Genomic DNA, 17782 nt, shown 5'->3' with positions numbered 1-17782 from the left:
GGCTCAGGGCACCGGGAACGCGCTGGGCTGCAGCGGGAAGCGCGCGACATTGGCATAGGGTGCCGCGAGATTCTCGGGCCGCGCCGCGGGCACCATGAACTGCCATTGCTCGCCGTCGATCTCGGTGCTGGTCACCGGCGTGAACAGGTTGTCGCTGTCGTGCGTCACGAAGAAGTGCAAACCGTGCGCCGCGTGCGCACCCTGACGCTGCAGGCAGTCCGCGAACGTATGACCCGAGTGGTCCAGCGCGCGGCCGGCAGCGGCGTCATAAGCGGCCGGCACCGCGCCGCCGTTCCAGGCGTAGCTCTCGCCCGGCCACGGCCGCGGCACCGGATCGTCGCCGGTGCCGTCGTCGAGGCAGGCATCGTCGCGGTAGTACGGCACCACCAGCGGGTTGAGCAGCGAGGTCGCACCGCGCAGCAGGAAGGTATAGACCAGCGCACCGCCGTTGCCCTTGGCCGAGATTTGCTCCCAGTTGTCGAAGGCCAGCGGCAGGTTGAAGCTCGGATCGGCGGCGTCGAAGAAGGCCGGGCAGCGGCCGTTGGCGTTGGGCGGAATCACGCCGCTCTCGGCCGGGCACATGCCGTTGATCGGCGCGAAACCATCGACGTTGCCGACGTCGTCGTTGACGCCGTCGATCGGCACGCCCTGCGGCCGCAGCACCGTGTAGTAGCGTCCGCCGGGCACGCCGGCGGCGGCTTCGGCGGGCGTGGGCACCATCGCGCTGCGGTTGTAGTCCCAGGACGTGTACAGGCCGTCCGGCGGAATCGGATGCACGCGCACGCGGTAGCGGTAGCTGATCGCATCGCGGTAGAAGGTCTCGGTCTTGGTGACGTTGGTCCCGGAGTCCGCGCCCCAGACCTCGCGGATGCAGCGCACCGGACCGCAGCGTTCGCCGATCAGGCTGGAGTTGCCTTCCCAGTTGACCTGTTCGTCCTCGAAGCCGACCAGCGAGATCACCGAGTCGGGCGACTGCTGGAAGGCGCGACCCTTCCAGCGGTCGATCAGATCCGGGCGTGTCGTCCAGTAATCCGCGCCGGCGATGGCCGCGGACGTGTCCGACGGCCCGCGCACGCGCAGGTCGCGCACCATCCAGCGACCGCTGGCCTTCCAGCGGTAGGTGTCGGTCGTCACCGTCAGGCCGTCGCGCGGGAAGCGGTCGGTGGATGGACACAGGTACTTGCCGCTGGCGACGTCGAAGTGGCATGCGCTGTCGTTGCCGTGGTAGGCGTCGAGCGACGCCACGCAGACGGTGCCGGGGATGTTGGCGCCGTAGCCGGTGTTGCTGGTACCGAGCTTCTCCGGATCGTCGTCGCGGAAGAAGCGGCGATCGATCCACTCGTCGGCATTGGCATCGCGCTGGTAGCGCACGTAACGCTGCGTCTTGAACGCCGAGCCGCCGTCCTTGAGGAACAGATAGACGTAGCGCTGTGCGCCGCTGTCGAGCGGATCGGCCAGCGCGATCATCTGGCCCGGCTCGGCGCGCACGCCGGCCGGGCGGCTGCCCGCCGGCGCCATGCCGCCGGCGTCCGCGGCCATGAACACAACCTCGTCATCGGCATCCAGGCCCGGCACCGGGTCGCTGCTCGGCCAGGTCTTGCCGCTGTCGGTCTCGTAGACCCGGCTGCAGTCACCCTCGGTCATCGCCCAGGACTCGGTATCCCAGACGTAACTGGTTTCCGGATCGGTGCCGGAGTAGGTGGAGAAGTCGCTGCTGCCGTTGGCGAGGAAGTACGGCCGGCGTTCATCGACCTGGACCGGGATCTCGACCCAGGCGCCGTTCTTCCAGGCGTAGGCGGCGATGTCGCCGACCGGCTTGCCGGGCAGCGCCAGCGGGCCGATCGGGTACAGCAGCGTGCCGTTGTGCGCGTCGCGCACGCCATCGCCGGTGGTCATCGCCCCTGACGGATAGGGGTTGGCCACGCCATAGGCCGGCGGCACCGACCAGCTGCCGAGCATGAAACCGGGGACGACCACGGGCTCGACGCTGCGCTGCGCCGACAGAGTCTGCAGCGCGGCGGACGGAATGGACTGGCCCAGACCGAGCAGGCCCTCCGGCGTCGTCGTCTGCGACAGCGCCTGCAGGTCGGCGGCGAAGGTGGTCAGGGTCTGCGTCAGCGCCGCTTGCGCGGCGGCGACATCGCCGGCGAGCATCGCGTCGATGAAGCTGTGACCGTTGGCGCCGACACGCGCCAGCGTGCCGGTCAGGCCCTCGCCGGCGCCGATCGGGCCGGACCCGCCGCCGCCCGCACCGGGCACGCCGGTGATGACGACCGCGGGGCAGTTGCCGGCATCCGACGTGCCGGGCAGGACGTTTGCCGGGTCGATCAGCCGTGCGCGGCTGTCGCCGTCCGCGACCGCACTGCGCAACAGGAAGTGCGACATCTGGCAGCGCGCCTGCGCGTCGCGGCGCGGGCACTCGTGCGGGTCGTCGCCGGCGACATCGCCCGGCGGCAGGTTGCCGACCGGTGGCGGACTGGTGTGATAACCGTTGCAGGTGCCGCTGTTCTGGCTGCTCCAGGGCTCGTCCCAGACCACCAGCGCCGAGCCGCCGGCCTGCGCAATGTCGGTGTAGTCCAGCGGCTGCAGCGCGAAGTACTGGTCATGGTCCGGGTGACGATCGACCGCGACGCGGCGGCGATCGACCGGCGCGCCGACCGTACGCGCCATCACCTCGGCGCTCCACATCGTCACCTGGTGGTCGCCGAAGGCGGGGTGCAGCAGCACCGCGTTATCCGGTCCGTGCATCGCCGCGTTGTCCGCCAGATGCTGCGCATAGCCGTTGTTCTCGGACCGGTCCCACAACATCTGCATCAACGCGAAGTTGAGCACGCGGTCGAGATCGTCGGGATACGACAGATACAGCGGGATGGAGTAGATCGTGAAATCGGTGCTGCGCGTCAGCAGCGTCGAGTAGTTCATGCCCAGCACGCCGAGCACGCCGCGGTTGATGTCCTTGGACGCGGCGACCAGCACGCCGCCGAGGATGCCGCCCTGCGAGTTGCCGTGGTAGAACACCTCGCGGCGGTCGAACACCGGCGCGCCGTTGACCTGGAACAGCGGATTCGCGGCGAAGCCGTCGGGATGCGTCAGCAGGCGTGCCAGATACATCTGGTTGACCATGCCCTGCTGCGAACCGTCGGGGATCACCGGGAAGTTCGACAGATCGACCAGCACGCTGGCGACGTTGGGCAGGTCGCCGCTGGCGAAGCCGAACCAGTCCGCGGCGCAGTTCATCAGGCCATAGACGTTGCCGAAGTCGCTGGCCTGGCCGTTGACCTCGCCCTGGCCACCGAGCAGGCCGTGGCCGTACAGCGTCGGCCGCACCGGGTGGACCGTGCTCGCCGTCCACATCGACGCCGCGCCGTCGACCGCCGAACGCGGGATGTTGCAGGTGAAGGTGAAACTGAGATCGCCGGTACGGTCCGGCAGGCCGTCACCATAGACGCTGCCCTGCGGGTCGGCCGGGTTGAAGCCGTCGGCCGGGTTGTAGAATAGCCGGTTCGGCGGCAGGCTGCCGGACGCGGTCAGGCCGAAGGCATCGCCCAGGTCGCCGACACCCGGCACGCCACAGTTGCCGCCGCTGAGCTGCTGGCACTGGCTGGCCAGCGCATCGAGCTGCTGCATCAGCGCCTGCTGGCCGTTGAGCGGTGCCGGATTCGGCGGCGTCACGAAGCTCGGTACCGTGATCGTGCCGCGGATGCGGCGCACGGTACGGCCGCCCGGTCCGTCCGGGTTCTCGACCACTTGCGTCACCGTGTAGGTCGGCGCGATGCCGGCCGGATAGTTCGGCTCGCCCGGCGCGCTGCCGTTGACGTCGCCGAGCGCCGCGAAGGCCTTGTCGCGCATCGCCGTCAGGCGCGCGACGTTGTTGGCCGCGCTCGCGGTGGTGAAGTCCCAGGCCAGGTACAGCGAGGCGTCGCGCGCGATGCCGGCGGCGGCGAGCGTGTCGAACACCGGTTCGAGCGCCGCGCAGCGCTGCTGCAGCGGCGGCAGTGCCGTCGGCAGGCGGTCGCGGCAAACGCCGAACGCGGCGCCGGCGGCGATCCGCTCGCCCGCGTCGTTGCGCAGATCGCGCAGCACGACGACGTAGCGGTGGCCCTCGTCGAAGTTCTTCGCCGGACGCACGATCAGCGCCGGCCGCTTGCCCTGCAGCGACGGCGTCGGCTGGTTGACGACGCCGGGGATCAGCTGGCCGGCGTTGAGGTCGATCTCGGCCCAGATCAGGTGGCGCCGCGGCTGCGCGTAGGGCGCGCCGACCGGACCGGTGTCGAGCACGATCACCGGTGCGTCGGGGTCGTCGTAGCGCGACAGGTCGGTCAGCGGCACCGCGTTCTTCACCGGTCCGAACGGCTGGTTCTGCGCGTTCTTCTCGGTGCCCAGGTTCGGCACGTAGGTGATGATCGGCTGGCCCGGCGAGAAGCCGTCGTTGCGGTTCCACTCGGTCGGGTCGATCGGCTTGCCGGCACTGTTGCGCGGCATCGCCAGCGGGCTGAAGTTGATGCGCCGGCCGGTGCCGTTCCTAGCGACCGACTGCGGGCTGTTGGCCGGCGCGGCGATCGTGAAATGGTCGTTCGGGAACGGGAACAGGCAGTGCGCCGGATCGAGCAGGTCGCAGCCGGCGAGCGTCGCCAGCAGCGCATCGCCGGCCAGTGCGGCGTCGCCCAGTCCCGGCGGACCGCCGGACCCGCCGCCGAGCAGGCTGCAGACCGCGTCCGGCACGCCGGCGTCGCGGCAGGCCTGGGCCGGATCGGTGCTCGGATCGATCAGCGCACAGAATTGCTCCGGCGCGCCGTTGTCGCGGCAGCGCTGCGCGTATTCGCGCTGGATGTACTGCACGCGCAGCGCGATGTCGCGCAGCAGGCACTGCTGCGACGCCGGGTCGCTGCAGGCGCGCAGGTATTCGGGCAGGTTCTGCTCCGGCGCGCCGTCGAACAACGGGACGTAGGCCTCCATGCGCAGCAGCGGCGCGGTCAGCGGTCCGAGCGAAACGAATTCCTCGTAGCCGGTGAACGGCACGACGAAGCCGGTATCGCCGGACGGATCGACGTAGCTGAACTCCTCCTCGGGGATGATGTAGCCAAAGGAGTTCTGCGTCAGGCCCAGCAGCATCACCGTGGCGCCGGGGTTGGCCTGCTGCGCGAGGCCGCGGATGAATTCGCCGAAGGTGTTGGTCGCCTCGCCGGGAATCGTGGCGATCTCCAGGCCGCCGGCACCGCCGATGCTGATGCGCGACACCAGGGTCTCCGCGGTCGGCGTGAGCTGGCCCAGCTCGGTGGATGCGGTGCCCAGCGCCGTGCCCAGGCCCGGGATCGACGACACCTCGGCCGGTGTGAAGTCGTAGTAGCGGTTGAACGAACCCATCGCGCCGGCCGCGACGAAGGCCGGGTTGGTCACCGGCAGGACGACGTTGGCATGACGCACCGCCAGCGCTGGCGTCAAGGCACGTTCGGCCTGCGCGGCGGCGAAGCTGGCGAGGTCGTTGCCGCGGCAGCGCACGCGCTCGTAGACATCCGGATCGGCGACCGTGCAGTTGCCACCGGCCGGCGAGGCATCGGCGATCGGGCCGTTGTAGTACAGCGCGACGCCGCCGTCCTGTTCGAGCCGGCGCATCGCACCGTAGATGTAGTCGGCATGCGGCACGCGCGGCGACTGGCCGGCGCCGATCGAGGTCGGGTGCGCGGCGTACTGCAGCAGCTGGCCGATCGTCGCGCCGTTGCCCGCGCGCACGCGCAGCAAGGTCACGTGGTCGTCGGCGTCGTCCTGTGGATCGACCTGCGGGCGGCGGTAGTTGTTGAAGTCGGAGGTGCGTCCGCTGCGCACGCTCAGGTTGGCCGGCTGCAGCGCCAGCAGCGCCTCGCGCGTCGCCTCGGCGGCCTGCGCGTAGAGCCGGTTGCGGATCCAGTCCTGCGGCACGCCGCCCCACAGGCCCTGCAGGTCGGGACCGGCGTGGCTGTGCGTCTGGCCGAAGACGATGTCGTCGGCCGCGACGCAGGCATCGACCGCGCAGCTCGCCGCGACCAGCGCATTGCGCATCTCGCGCTGGATGACGTTGCCGGCGCCGATCGCGTCGAGCATCACGAACAGCACGCGCGTGTCGCCCTGTGTCAGCGCCAGCACGCGCACGAAGATCTCCTCGTCCTCGTCCTGGTAGGCACTGTGGTGCACGCGCGCGCCGGCCGGCTGGGTCAGGCTGCTGCCGAACTGCGCGAACGGATCGGGGAAGTTCTGGATCGGGTTGATGCCGAAGCCGCCGAGATTGAACTTCTGCACCTTCGAGCCGGCGAAGAAGCGCGGCTCCTGGATGCCGTCGATCTGCGCCTGCGTCGGCGTGACGCTGCGCTTGGCGGCGCCGGCGCAGAACGTCCCCGGCGCGCAGGCCGGCGCGACGCGCTTGCGTACCGTGACGTTGACCTCGTCGGACGCAGATGCGTTCTGTGCATCGCGCACGGTCAGCCGGAAGGTCAGCACGGTATCGGCGCCGACCTGCGGCGCGGTGAACGCGGGTCGCGACGTATCGGCGCCGGTCAGCGTGACCGTCGGGCCGGCGGTCTGCGTCCAGGCGTAGCTCAGCGCGCCGTTCTCGGGATCGAAGCTGTTGCGGCCGTCGAGCATGACCGCATCGCCTTCGTTGACGACCTGGTCGTTGCCGGCGTCGGCCACCGGCGGCTGGTTGACCGGGGCCGGCGCGCGCACGGTGACGACGACGACATCGGGCGCAGATTGCGCACCGGCGTTGTCGGTGACGCGCAGCGCGAAACGCAGCTGCGTGTCGGCGCTGACCTGCGGCGCGATGAACTGCGGCTGCGCCGTGTTCGCACCGCTCAGGGTCACGCGCGGACCGGACGTCTGGTTCCACGAGAACGCCGCGATGCTGCCGTCCGGATCGCTGCTGGCGCGGCCGTCGAGCGTGACGGTGGCGCCGGCATCGACGGTCTGGTCCGGTCCGGCGTTGGCGACCGGCACCTGGTTCTGGCCAGCGGGCGTGACGGTGACGTTGACGTCGTCGCTGGCGCGGGCGCCGGCATCGTCGGTCACGGTCAGGCGGAAGGTCAGCAGCGTCGCCGAGGTCACCGCCGGCGCCGTGAAGCTCGCCGTGGCCTGGTCGGCGCCGCTCAGCGCCACCGCCGGGCCGGCGACCTGGGTCCATGCATACGCGACGATGTCGCCATCGGCGTCGCTGCCCGATCCGGCCAGCGTCACGCTGGCCCCGGCGACGACGCTCTGATCGGCGCCTGCATCGGCCACCGGCGCGAGGTTGTCCTCCTGGCGATCGACCACGGTCACGGTCACCTCGTCGGCGGCCGTGGCGCCGCGGTCGTCGGTGACGGTCAGGCGGAACTGCAGCGTCGCCGTGGCGTTCACCTGCGGCGAGACGAAGCGCGCGACCGCAGTGCCCGCATCCACCAGCGTCACCGCCGGCCCGGACAGCTGCACCCACGCGTAGGCGACGATCGAACCGTCCGCATCGCTGCTGAGCCGGCCGTCGAGCAACACCTCGACGCCTTCGCCGACCGTGCGATCGCCGCCGGCGCGTGCCACCGGCGGCTGGTTGTCCGCGCCACCCTCGCCCGGGGCACTGCGGCTGTTGCAGGCGGCCAGGGTCAATGCGAGCAGCAGGGACAGAATGACCGCCGAAAGCTTCGGCATGCGCGTGGGCGTGTCCATCATTTCTCCAGATCCCCGGCCACCGTAGGATGGTGGCCGCCGCACTCCAACTATCGATGTCGCGCCGGCAGGCACACCGGCGCGTCGCACAAATGGCATGGATTGTCCGACCGGCGCGGCCCCGCGGTCTTGACGAAGGGCGCCGATTTATTGGGAAATCACGCCATCGTGTCCGCTCCCCGACTCGCCCCCCGATCGTCGCGCCCGGCTGCCGAGCCCGTCCCCGGCGGCCTGATCGCCGCGCTCTACGCCCGCGGCCTGCTCGACCACCTGCGCGCGCGCGGCGTCGATCCGGCGGACCTTTATCCGGCCGCGCGCGTCGCCGAGCTGGAACAGGCGCGCGGACACACCGAGATCCCGCTGCACGAGTGGATCGCGATGTTCGACACCGCGATCGCCGCGCTCGACGATCCCGAGCTGCCGCTCAAGGCCGGCGCCGGCCTGCGCATGCGTCACCTGGGCGTGCTCGGCCCGGTGCTGATGAACTGCCGCACGCTCGCCGAGGTGCAGCGCCAGCTGGCGCGCTACATCCGCCTGCTCGGCCAGATCGGCGAGCCGGTGCTCACCGTCGAAGGCGACCGTGCCCATCTGCTGTGGAGCTGGCCCTACGCGACGCGGCCGCATGCGGCGGTGGCGCAGTTCATGATGGGCGCGCGCGCGATGTTCATGCGCTGGCTCAGCAACCGCCCGGACCTGCGCTACGACGGTTACTTCCACTTTGGCCCGCCACGTGACCCGGAACCCTACCGGCAGATCTTCGGCGGCCGCCTGCACTTCGACCAGGATCGCAGCGAGATGCGCTTTCCGGCGAGCTACCTGGAACTGCCGGTGGTTTCGGCCGACGAGGATCTGCGCGCGCAGGTGGAGGCGCAGGCGCAGGCGGTGCTGCGCCAACTGTCCGGCGAGCCCGACTTCGTGCGCACGCTCAAGGCGGTGCTGACGCACAACCTCGCGCGCGGTCAGGTCGCGCTGCACGAGGCGGCGGCGGCGATGGACGTCTCCGCGCGCACGCTGCAGCGCCGGCTCGGCGAACTGGGGCGCTCGTACCAGGGCATCCTCGACGAGGTGCGCCTGGCCAGCGCGCAGAATTATCTGCGCAGTGCCGACACCTCGCTGACGCAGATCGCCTTCCTGCTCGGTTACAGCGAGCAGAGCAGCTTCCACAACGCCTTCAAGCGCTGGACCCGACTGTCGCCCGGCGCGTGGCGACGGCAGCATCTGGCGCGGCGCTGAATGATCCGCGTGCCCCCGCTGCCCGGGGCCCCAGCCCCGGGCGTTCGCCGGGCGGGAACCGCCACGGGCAGTCCCCGCAAGCCCCGGCGCACTGCCTTGCAGCGCACCATGTGCGGGCGTAAGGTGCGCGCCGCATGAAAATCATCATCCTGGGGGCGGGACAGGTGGGATCGACGCTGGCGGAGAATCTCGCCAGCGAACAGAACGACGTGACGGTCGTCGATACCAACCCGGCCGCGCTCGACGAACTGCAGGAACGCCTCGACATCCGCACCGTGCAGGGCCGCGCATCGCTGCCCAGCGTGCTGCGCCAGGCCGGCGCCGACGACGCCGACATGATCATCGCCGTCACCGACAGCGACGAGACCAACATGCTGGCGTGCAAGATCGCCAACACCCTGTTCAGCACGCCGACCAAGATCGCGCGCGTGCGCTCGACCGACTATCTCAAGGAAGAGAAGCTGTTCGCGCCCGACGCGATCCCGGTGGACATGCGCATCTCGCCGGAACAGCTGGTCACCGAGCTGATCCAGCGCCTGATCGAGTATCCCGGCGCGCTGCAGGTCGTCGAGTTCGCCGACGGCAAGGTGCGCCTGGTCGGCGTCAAGGCCTATTACGGCGGCCCGCTGGTGTCGCGCCAGCTCAAGGAACTGCCGGCCCACCTGCCCGGCGTCGATGCCCGCGTCGCCGCGATCTACCGCCGCGGCCGCCCGATCATCCCGGAGGGCGACACGATCATCGAGGCCGAGGACGAGGTCTTCTTCATCGCCGCGCGCGACCACATCCCGAAGATCATCGCGGAACTGCGCCGGCAGGACAAACCGGTCAAGCGCGTGATGCTCGCCGGCGGCGGCAACATCGGCCTGCGCCTGGCGCGCGCGCTCGAATCGGGCAAGGTGCAGGTCAAGATCGTCGAGAAGTTCAAGGAGCGCGCGCAGTTTCTCTCCGAGCAGCTGCAGCACAGCATCGTGCTGACCGGCGACGCCGCCAACGAGCAGTTGCTGCGCGAGGAGAACATCGAGGACGTCGATGTGTTCTGCGCGATCACCAACGACGACGAGGCCAACATCCTGTCGGCGATGCTGGCCAAGCGCCTGGGTGCGCGCAAGGTGATGTGCCTGATCAACCGGCTGTCCTACGTGGATCTCGTCGAAGGCAGCACGATCGACATCGCCATCTCGCCGCGGCAGACGACCGTGTCGGCGCTGCTGGCGCGCGTGCGCCGCGGCGACGTCGCGCGCGTGCACTCGCTGCGCCGCGGCGCGGCCGAGGCGATCGAGGCGATCGCCCACGGCGACCGCCACAACTCCAAGGTCGTCGGCCGCCGGCTCGACGAGATCAAGCTGCCGCCCGGCACGACCATCGGCGCGATCGTGCGCGGCGACGACGTCGTCATCGCCCATCACGACACGGTGATCGAGGCCGAGGATCACGTGATCCTGTTCATCGTGGACAAGAAGTTCGTCAAGGACGTCGAGAAGCTGTTCCAGGTGGGCCTGAGCTTCTTCTGATGCCGACCCCCGTCGCCAGTACCGCCGCCGCGCCCTGGCACCGCTTCGTCGCGGTGCAGCGCGTGACCGGCATCCTGCTGGTGGCGTTCTCGACGACGCTGCTGCCACCGCTGCTGATCAGCCTGCTGCGCGGCGAAGGCATGGCACGACCGTTCCTCGACGGCATGGGGCTGACCCTGGTGACCGGAGCCCTGGTCTGGTGGCCGGTGCGGCACGTGCAGACCGACCTGAAGATCCGCGACGGCTTCCTCGTCGTCGTGCTGTTCTGGGTGGTGCTGTCCACCTTCGGTGCGATCCCGCTGTACGTGGCGCACGTCGGCTGGGACAGCTACGTCGATGCGATGTTCGAGGCGACTTCCGGACTGACGACGACCGGCGCCACCGTGGTCAGCGGACTCGACCAGATGCCGTGGTCGATCCTGTTCTACCGTTGCCAGCTGCACTGGCTCGGCGGCATGGGTGTGATCGTGCTGGCCGTCGCGCTGCTGCCGATGCTCGGCGTCGGCGGCATGCAGCTGTTCCGCGCCGAGACGCCGGGGCCGATGAAGGACGCGAAGCTGACCCCGCGCATCGCCGGCACCGCACGCGCGCTGTGGATCATCTACGTGATGATCACGGTGATCTGCGCGCTCGTGTACTGGATGCTGGGCATGTCGCCGTTCGACGCGATCTGCCACGCGATGTCCACGATCTCGACCGGCGGCTTCGCCAATCACGACGCCAGCATCGGCTACTACCAGAGCCTCGGCATCGAGATCGCGGTGATGGTCTTCATGCTGGTCGGCGCGATGAACTTCGCGTTGCACTTCGTCGCCTGGCGCTCGCGTTCGGTGCTGACGTACCTGCGCGATGCCGAGTTCCGCGCATTCATCGGCATCGTCCTGGTGTTCGGCGTGCTGGTGTGCGTGCCGCTGTGGTGGTTCGGCACCTACGACAGTCTGGGCCTGGCGATCCGCAAGGGCATGTTCCAGCTGATCGCCTACGGCACCGACGCCGGCTTCGCGACTGCCGATCCGACGCCCTGGCCCGGATACGTGCCGCTGCTGATCGTACTGTCCGGATTCATGGTCGGCTGCGCCGGCTCGACCGCCGGCGGCGTCAAGGTGACGCGCCTGATCCTGTTCACCAAGCAGGCGGCGCGCGAACTGCAGCGCCTGCTGCACCCCAGTGCGACGATCACGCTCAAGCTCGGCGGCAAGACCGTGCCCGACGACATCGTCTATGCGGTCGGCGGCTTTTTCTCGATCTACGTGGGCCTGACGATCTTCCTGACCTTCGTGATGATCGGCACCGGCCTCGATCCGGTCACAGCCTTCTCGGCAGTCGCCGCCTGCATCAACAACGAAGGCCCGGGTCTGGGCGCACTGAATTCGACGATGGCCGGCGTCACCGACTTCGGCAAGTGGGTGCTGATCGTGACGATGATCATGGGGCGCCTGGAGATCTTCACCTTCCTGATCGTGTTCACACCGGGCTTCTGGCGTCGCTGACAGACCCCGGTCAGATCCAGCGTGCCTTGCGCAGGCGCAGATACAGCCAGATGTCCACGGCGACCATCACGGCGAGCACGACCGGATAGCCGTAGCGCCAGTGCAGCTCCGGCATCGCCTCGAAGTTCATGCCATAGATGCCGGCGATCATCGTCGGCACGGCGATCAGCGCGGCGTAGGCGGCCAGCCGCTTCATCGTCTCGCTCTCCTGCAGGTTGATCAGCGACAGGTTGACCGACAGCGCGGTGGCGATGGTGTCGCGCAGCGTGTCGAGCGCCTGGTTGAGGCGCTGTACGTGGTCGTGCACGTCGCGGAAGTAGTCCTGTAGCGGCACTGCGAGCGGCGGCACGCGCCCGCCATAGAGCCGTGCGAGCGCCTCGGGCAGCGGCCCGACCGCGTGCTTGAGGATGACGAGCTTGCGCTTGAGGGTGTAGAGGTCGCGGATGTTGGCGCTCGGCGAGGTCTTCTCCGCGAACAGGCGTTCCTCGATTGTCTCCAGCTCGGATTCGATCGCGTGCAGCACCGGGAAGTAGCGATCGACGACCGCGTCCATGATCGCGTACAGCACGAAGCCGGGGCCGTGACGCAGCAGCTCGGGTTCGGTCTCGCTGCGCCGGCGCACTTCGGTCAGACCGCGCTCGGCGCGATTGCGCACGGTCAGCACGTAGTGGCGGCCGACGAAGATCGCCAGCTCGCCCTCGTGCACCTGACCGTCGGCCAGCTCGATCAGGTGCAAGGCGGCGAACAGCGAATCGCCGTACTCCTCCAGCTTGGGGCGCTGATGGCCGTGGCTGGCGTCCTCAACCGCCAGCGGATGCAGGCCGAACTCCGTGCGCATCGTCTCCAGCTCGGCGGCGTCGGCATCCTTGAGGGCAACCCAGACGAAACAGTCCGGCCGGCCGACATAGTCGTGGATCTCGCCGGGCGCGATGTCGGCGAGCTTGTGTCCGTTCTGGTACGCGGTGCAACTGACGAGCATGCGAAGTCCTCCGCCTTGGGCGGGCGATAGCTTGGCCACTGGACGGCCCGACGTCCATCCGCAGCACGCGCATGGCGGATGCCCGCTCCGCTCTGTTCTAATGCGCGTCCGATCCCGATCGTTGCGCCTGCCGATGTCCGTCTTCACCAAGGTCAGCCATGCCGAGCTCGTCGCCTTTCTCAGGCAGTATCCGGTCGGCGAGCTGATCGGCTTCACCGGCATCGGCGAGGGCGTCGAGAACACCAACTACTTCGTCGATACGACGGACGGCCGCTGGGTGCTGACGCTGTTCGAGCGCCTGAACTACGACGACCTGCCGTTCTTCCTCGGCCTGATGGAGCATCTGGCCGCGCACGGCTTCCCGAGCGCGATGCCGCTGCACACGCGGACCGGCAGCACGCTGACCACGCTCAACGGCAAGCCGGCCGCGCTGGTGCGCCGGCTCACCGGTCAGAGCGTGCTGTTCCCCGATCTCGAACAGTGCCGACAGGTCGGTCGCGCGCTCGGCGAGATGCACGTGATCGGACAGTCCTACGCAGGACGCTGCGTCAACGCGCGCGGCGCCGCGTGGCGCGAAGCCACCGGCCGGCTGCTCGTCGCGAAAACTCAGGATGCCTCGATCAAGGCACTGATCGAGGACGAGCTGGCGGCGCAGGCGCGGCTGGACCTGGACAAGCTGCCGCAGGGCGTGATCCACGCCGACCTGTTCCGCGACAACGTGCTGTTTGTCGAGGAGCGCCTGACCGGCGTGATCGACTTCTACTACGCCTGCAACGACGCGCTGGCCTACGACCTCGCGGTGACGCTCAACGACTGGTGCTTCGAGCCGGACGGCGACATCAACCCGGCGCGCTGGCAGGCGCTGCTGTCCGCCTACCGCTCACGCCGCGAGCTGACCGACGCCGAGCGCGCCGCCTGGCCGCTGCTGCTGCGCGCCGCAGCGCTGCGCTTCTGGCTGTCGCGCCTGTACGACTGGACCTTCCCGCGCGCAGGCGACGTGGTCCACGTCAAGGATCCGGACCAGTACCGGCGCATCCTCGTGCATCATCGCGAGCAGCCGCCGCCGTCCCTCTGAAGCCTATTGCTCCTGCGCGTCCAGTTCCTGGTCGAGCTGCTCCTTGCGCTGATCGTTGGCGTCGAGCGCGGAGTCGAGCTTGTCGGCGATCGCGCCGCCGGCGTAGCCGACGGCCTCGGTGTTGCGGATGTTGCGCGTCTCCTCGCGCCCCGCGGTGCTGCGCGGCTTGGGCGCGTCCTCGGCGCTGCCGCAAGCGCCCAGGATCAGCAGCGCGGCGGCGACGGTCGTGGTCAGCAACGGTTTCATGGCGCGGGTTCCTCGGCAGGCGCCGCCCGAGTCTAACCGCCCGCTACAATGCCGCGCTCGACACGCGCGAGGGGGAGTGTTCATGCTGGGGCTGACCCGCTATCAGTGGACCGTGCTGTTCGCGGCCTGGCTCGGCTGGGGTTTCGACGTCTTCGACGGCCTGCTGTTCAACTACGTCGCGCCCAACTGCGTGCCGACGCTGCTCGGTCTGGAGATCGGCTCGCCGGAAGCGCGCCAGGCGACGCTGCTGTGGACCGGCATCCTCACGTCCGTGCTGCTGCTCGGCTGGGCCGTCGGCGGCGTCGTCTTTGGGCTGGTCTGCGACCGCATCGGCCGCAAGCGCACGCTGCTGCTGACGATGACGATGTACGCGATCGGCACCGCCGCCTGCGCGTTCGCGCCGAACATCTGGGTGCTGCTCGCCTGCCGCATCGTCGCCAGCCTGGGCATCGGCGGCGAATGGGCCGCCGGCGCGTCGATGGTCGCGGAGGTCGTGCCCGAGCACAAGCGCGTGACCGCCGGCGCGCTGCTCTACACGTCGGCGCCGATGGGCCTGTTCCTCGCCACCTTCGTCAACATGCAGGTCGCCGGCAACTGGTTCGCCGACCAGCCGGAAGTGTCGTGGCGCTACGTCTTCCTGTTCGGCCTGATCCCGGTGTTCGTCGCGTCGGTCGTGCGGATGTTCCTGCACGAGCCCGAACGCTGGAAACAGGCCGTCGAGTCCGCTGCGCCGCCGCGCCTGGCCGACCTGTTCACGCCCCAACTGCGGCCGATCACCGTCAGCGGCTTCCTGATGGCGGTGATCGCGCTGCTGACCTGGTGGAGCTGCAACGCCTTCCTGCCGACCGTCGTCTCGCATCTCGCGCAGACCGAGGCGGCGCTGCGCGGCCTCGACCGCAGCGGCACGCTGGCGCTGATCGAATCCTGGAAGTTCAGTGCCACCGCCTACTTCAATCTCGGCGGCCTGGCCGGCACGCTGCTGACCATCCCGATCGCGCAGCACATGGGCCGCCGGCCGATGTTCGCGCTGTACTTCGGCGCCTCGGCGCTGGCGATCTTCGCGACCTTCGGCGGCTGGCTGCCGGCCGCCGCCAGCCTGTACCTGTACTTTGCGATCGGCGTGACCGTGTTCGGCATCTTCGGCAGCTTCACCTATTACCTGCCGGAGCTGTTCCCGACGCGCCTGCGCGCGACCGGGTCGGGCTTCTGCTACAACATCGGCCGCGTCGTCGCCGCCGGCGGCCCGTTCCTGGTCGGCGCGATCGCCGCGCAGGGCGGCAGCAGCGCGGTGCAGATCCTGTTCTGGGTCGGCGTGATCCCGCTCGCCGGCGTGCTGCTGATGCCCTGGGTGATCGAGACGCGCGGCCGCGCGCTGGCGGACTGAGGCTCGCCGCGCCGCGCCAGGACCGAAGGCGCTCAGGCCGCGCGTGCGAGCACCGGCGCGGTCAAGAAGGCGACCACGCGGCCGACCACCGCAGGATCGGTGAGGATGCGCCAGTGGCCCAGACCCTGCGTGGCCAGCAGCTCGGCGCCCAGCCAGTTGCGCACCATCGCCTCGCCGTCGGCGAATGGCACCAGCGCGTCGTCGCGGTCGTGCACGACCAGCGCCGGCACGTCGTAGTCGGTGGCGAGACGGCCGATGTCCATGGCATCGGGATCGACGCCGGTGTGCCGGTGGACGAGATCGAGGAAGCGGCGACGCACGCGCGGCAGCAGGCCGACTTCGTCGGCGAAGCGGTCGAGCACGCCGCGCAGGCTCGACGGCGCGCCGAGCAGCACGACGCGCCGCGGCGACAAGCCCAGGCTCAGCGCGTAGCCGATCGCACCGCCGCCCATCGAGTGGCCGACGACCGCGTCCAGATCGCGGATCTCGGCGGCGGCTTCCATCAGCGCCTGCGCGAACAGGATCGGGTTGGCCTCCTCGCCCGGCGAGGCGCCGTGCGCGGGACCGTCGAGGGCGATCACCTGCCGGCCCGCCGCCAGCAGCGGCGCGATGAAGCGCGCGAACTGCGTCGGCCGCCCTTCCCAGCCGTGCAGCATCAGCACGACCGGCGCGTCGTCCGCGCCCCAGCGCAGACCCGACAGGCCGAAGCGGAAGCTGACGCGCCGCGCGCTGGCCGCGGCCCCGGCTTCCCAGTCGCGCGGCGGCAGGCGGCGCGGCCGCATCAGCTGCTGCCGCGCATAGCGGGCGCTCAGACCCGGCGCGAGACGGCCAGAGAGGGCATGGAAACGGCGGATGTGGTCGATGGCGGTCATGGCAGGCTCCCGATCAGTTCAAGATGTGAATGCTGGGACCGAAGCGGCGGCGCAGTTCCTCGCGCGCCTTGCGCTGGGCGGCGTGGCGCTCGGCCGGGGTCGGCGCACGCGCCGTCGGTGCTTCGACCTGCAGTTCGTCGTGGGGCTGTGCCGAATCCATCGACGCGGCCGGCAGCCAGGCCGCGGCGGCGAGCGCTTCAGCCGCCGGCCCGGCCGCCTGCGCGAAAGCGGTCTGCGTGACGATGGCGAGGGCCAATGCGGACACGGACACGAAGGGCTTGTTCGTCATGTCGGGCTCCGGTGCGAGAGGACACGGACACGCTAATTCGGCGCTCGGCGTTGATCAGCCGGGTTGTTGGACGTAGATTGATTCCAGAACGGCATCAATCTGACCCGACTTGGACGAACTGCCTTACCTCGTGACCTTCGCGCAGGTCGTGCACGCCGGCAGCTTCGCCGGCGGCGCGCAGCGTCTGGGCATTGCGCCTTCAGTGGCGAGCAAGCACGTCGCCAAGCTCGAACGCCGGCTCGGCGCACGGCTGCTGCAACGCTCGACCCGCAAGCTGTCGCTGACCGAAGCCGGCGCGGCCTACTACGCGCACTGCGCGCGCATCGTCGAGGAGCTGGAGCAGTCGCGCGAAGCCGTCGCACGCCTGCAGGCGGAACCGGGCGGCAAGCTGCGCGTCAGCGCGCTCCATTCCTTCGTCGGCGCGATCGTCGCGCCGCTGCTGCCCGAGTTCCTGCGCCGCTATCCCAGGGTCGATCTCGAAATCGTCACCAGCGACCGCCCGATCGACCTCGCCGAGGAAGGCTTCGACCTGGCGCTGCGCATCACCGGCGCGCCGTCGCCGCAGCTGGTCGCGCGACCGCTGGCGCCGCTGCGTTTCGTCGTCTGCGCGACGCCGGCCTATTTCCGCCTGCACGGCACGCCGCAGACGCCCGACGAACTCGCCGCCCACGCGACGCTGGGCTATCCGCACCACCTGACCGACGGCGTGTGGCGCCTGGTGCGCGACGGCGCGCAGATCGAGGTGCCGATCCGCCCGCGTTTCGCCGTCAACAACATCGACGCGCTGCGCACGCTCGCGCTGGCCGGCTGCGGCCTGGCGCTGCTGCCGACCTACGCGATCGGCGACGACCTGCGCAGCGGCCGTCTCGCCATCGCGCTGGGCGGCCATACCGCGTTCAACCAGCCGACGCTGTACGCGGTCTATCTGCCCAACCGCTACGGCTCGCCCAAGCTGCGCGCGTTCGTCGGCTTCCTCGCCGAGAAGATCGGCGACCCGCCGTTCTGGGAACGCGGCCTGCCGCAGGGATGAATGCC

General features: G+C 69.8%; 11 protein-coding genes. 6 read left to right on the top strand and 5 right to left on the bottom strand.

The genetic code is table 11. The annotated features are described in order from the left end of the window. Positions 1-3 precede the first annotated feature (3 nt). Complete coding sequence (locus AAG565_RS07255; protein WP_348818900.1) at positions 4-7668, bottom strand: PKD domain-containing protein; 7665 nt, start codon at positions 7666-7668, stop codon at positions 4-6. A gap of 168 nt (positions 7669-7836) precedes the next feature. Between AAG565_RS07255 and AAG565_RS07250 the strand changes: the two genes are divergently transcribed. The 3 genes from AAG565_RS07250 (at position 7837) to AAG565_RS07240 (ending at position 11902) form a co-directional block, all read left to right on the top strand. After that, the gene (locus AAG565_RS07250; protein ID WP_348818899.1) at positions 7837-8901 is read left to right on the top strand and encodes an AraC family transcriptional regulator ligand-binding domain-containing protein; all 1065 of its coding nucleotides are present in this window, start codon (positions 7837-7839) and stop codon (positions 8899-8901) included. 134 nt (positions 8902-9035) lie between these two features. Then, entirely contained in the window at positions 9036-10412 is a 1377-nt protein-coding gene (trkA, locus tag AAG565_RS07245; protein ID WP_348818898.1) for a Trk system potassium transporter TrkA, read from the top strand. Continuing rightward, the gene (locus tag AAG565_RS07240) at positions 10412-11902 is read left to right on the top strand and encodes a TrkH family potassium uptake protein (RefSeq protein WP_348818897.1); all 1491 of its coding nucleotides are present in this window, start codon (positions 10412-10414) and stop codon (positions 11900-11902) included. The genes trkA and AAG565_RS07240 overlap by 1 nt, the downstream gene beginning before the upstream one ends. A 10-nt stretch (positions 11903-11912) precedes the next feature. Here AAG565_RS07240 and corA read toward each other — a convergent pair whose 3' ends face one another. Next, on the bottom strand, positions 11913-12881 hold the full coding sequence (gene corA / locus AAG565_RS07235) for a magnesium/cobalt transporter CorA (RefSeq protein WP_348818896.1): 969 nt from the start codon (positions 12879-12881) through the stop codon (positions 11913-11915). Positions 12882-13014: 133 nt separating this feature from the next. Here corA and AAG565_RS07230 point away from each other — a divergent pair, with 133 nt between their 5' ends. Next, positions 13015-13956 (top strand): homoserine kinase, encoded by a 942-nt coding sequence (locus AAG565_RS07230; protein WP_348818895.1) that lies wholly within the window; start codon positions 13015-13017, stop codon positions 13954-13956. A gap of 3 nt (positions 13957-13959) precedes the next feature. On the opposite strand, the gene AAG565_RS07225 is transcribed toward AAG565_RS07230, so the two are convergent. Then, positions 13960-14202 (bottom strand): hypothetical protein, encoded by a 243-nt coding sequence (locus tag AAG565_RS07225; RefSeq protein ID WP_348818894.1) that lies wholly within the window; start codon positions 14200-14202, stop codon positions 13960-13962. An 82-nt stretch (positions 14203-14284) separates the two neighbouring features. On the opposite strand from AAG565_RS07225, the gene AAG565_RS07220 reads away from it, so the two are divergent. Next, a complete protein-coding gene (locus AAG565_RS07220; RefSeq protein WP_348818893.1) occupies positions 14285-15586 on the top strand; it encodes an MFS transporter in 1302 nt (433 codons plus the stop codon). Positions 15587-15618: 32 nt separating this feature from the next. On the opposite strand, the gene AAG565_RS07215 is transcribed toward AAG565_RS07220, so the two are convergent. Together AAG565_RS07215 and AAG565_RS07210 are read right to left on the bottom strand one after the other, a co-directional pair. Further along, positions 15619-16458, bottom strand: a complete 840-nt coding sequence (locus tag AAG565_RS07215) for an alpha/beta fold hydrolase (protein ID WP_348818892.1) — start codon at positions 16456-16458, stop codon at positions 15619-15621. Positions 16459-16471: 13 nt separating this feature from the next. After that, positions 16472-16747, bottom strand: coding sequence for a hypothetical protein (locus AAG565_RS07210; protein WP_348818891.1), 276 nt, complete (start codon positions 16745-16747; stop codon positions 16472-16474). Between the two features lie 109 nt (positions 16748-16856). Here AAG565_RS07210 and AAG565_RS07205 point away from each other — a divergent pair, with 109 nt between their 5' ends. Beyond that, entirely contained in the window at positions 16857-17777 is a 921-nt protein-coding gene (locus AAG565_RS07205) for a LysR family transcriptional regulator (RefSeq protein ID WP_348818890.1), read from the top strand. Positions 17778-17782: the final 5 nt, after the last annotated feature.

Origin of the sequence: Fontimonas sp. SYSU GA230001 (assembly GCF_040066175.1) — a bacterium.
Classification (GTDB): Bacteria; Pseudomonadota; Gammaproteobacteria; order Nevskiales; family Nevskiaceae; genus Solimonas.
This window is presented reverse-complemented; position numbering and strand designations above follow the sequence as displayed.

Bases quoted from the DNA above. Each gene is read 5' to 3' on its own strand.
- AAG565_RS07225 (WP_348818894.1), bottom strand. From the start codon at position 14,202: ATGAAACCGTTGCTGACCACGACCGTCGCCGCCGCGCTGCTGATCCTG.
- AAG565_RS07220 (WP_348818893.1), top strand. From the start codon at position 14,285: ATGCTGGGGCTGACCCGCTATCAGTGGACCGTGCTGTTCGCGGCCTGG.
- AAG565_RS07230 (WP_348818895.1), top strand. From the start codon at position 13,015: ATGTCCGTCTTCACCAAGGTCAGCCATGCCGAGCTCGTCGCCTTTCTC.
- corA (WP_348818896.1), bottom strand. From the start codon at position 12,881: ATGCTCGTCAGTTGCACCGCGTACCAGAACGGACACAAGCTCGCCGAC.
- AAG565_RS07255 (WP_348818900.1), bottom strand. From the start codon at position 7,668: ATGGACACGCCCACGCGCATGCCGAAGCTTTCGGCGGTCATTCTGTCC.
- AAG565_RS07240 (WP_348818897.1), top strand. From the start codon at position 10,412: ATGCCGACCCCCGTCGCCAGTACCGCCGCCGCGCCCTGGCACCGCTTC.
- AAG565_RS07215 (WP_348818892.1), bottom strand. From the start codon at position 16,458: ATGACCGCCATCGACCACATCCGCCGTTTCCATGCCCTCTCTGGCCGT.
- AAG565_RS07210 (WP_348818891.1), bottom strand. From the start codon at position 16,747: ATGACGAACAAGCCCTTCGTGTCCGTGTCCGCATTGGCCCTCGCCATC.
- trkA (WP_348818898.1), top strand. From the start codon at position 9,036: ATGAAAATCATCATCCTGGGGGCGGGACAGGTGGGATCGACGCTGGCG.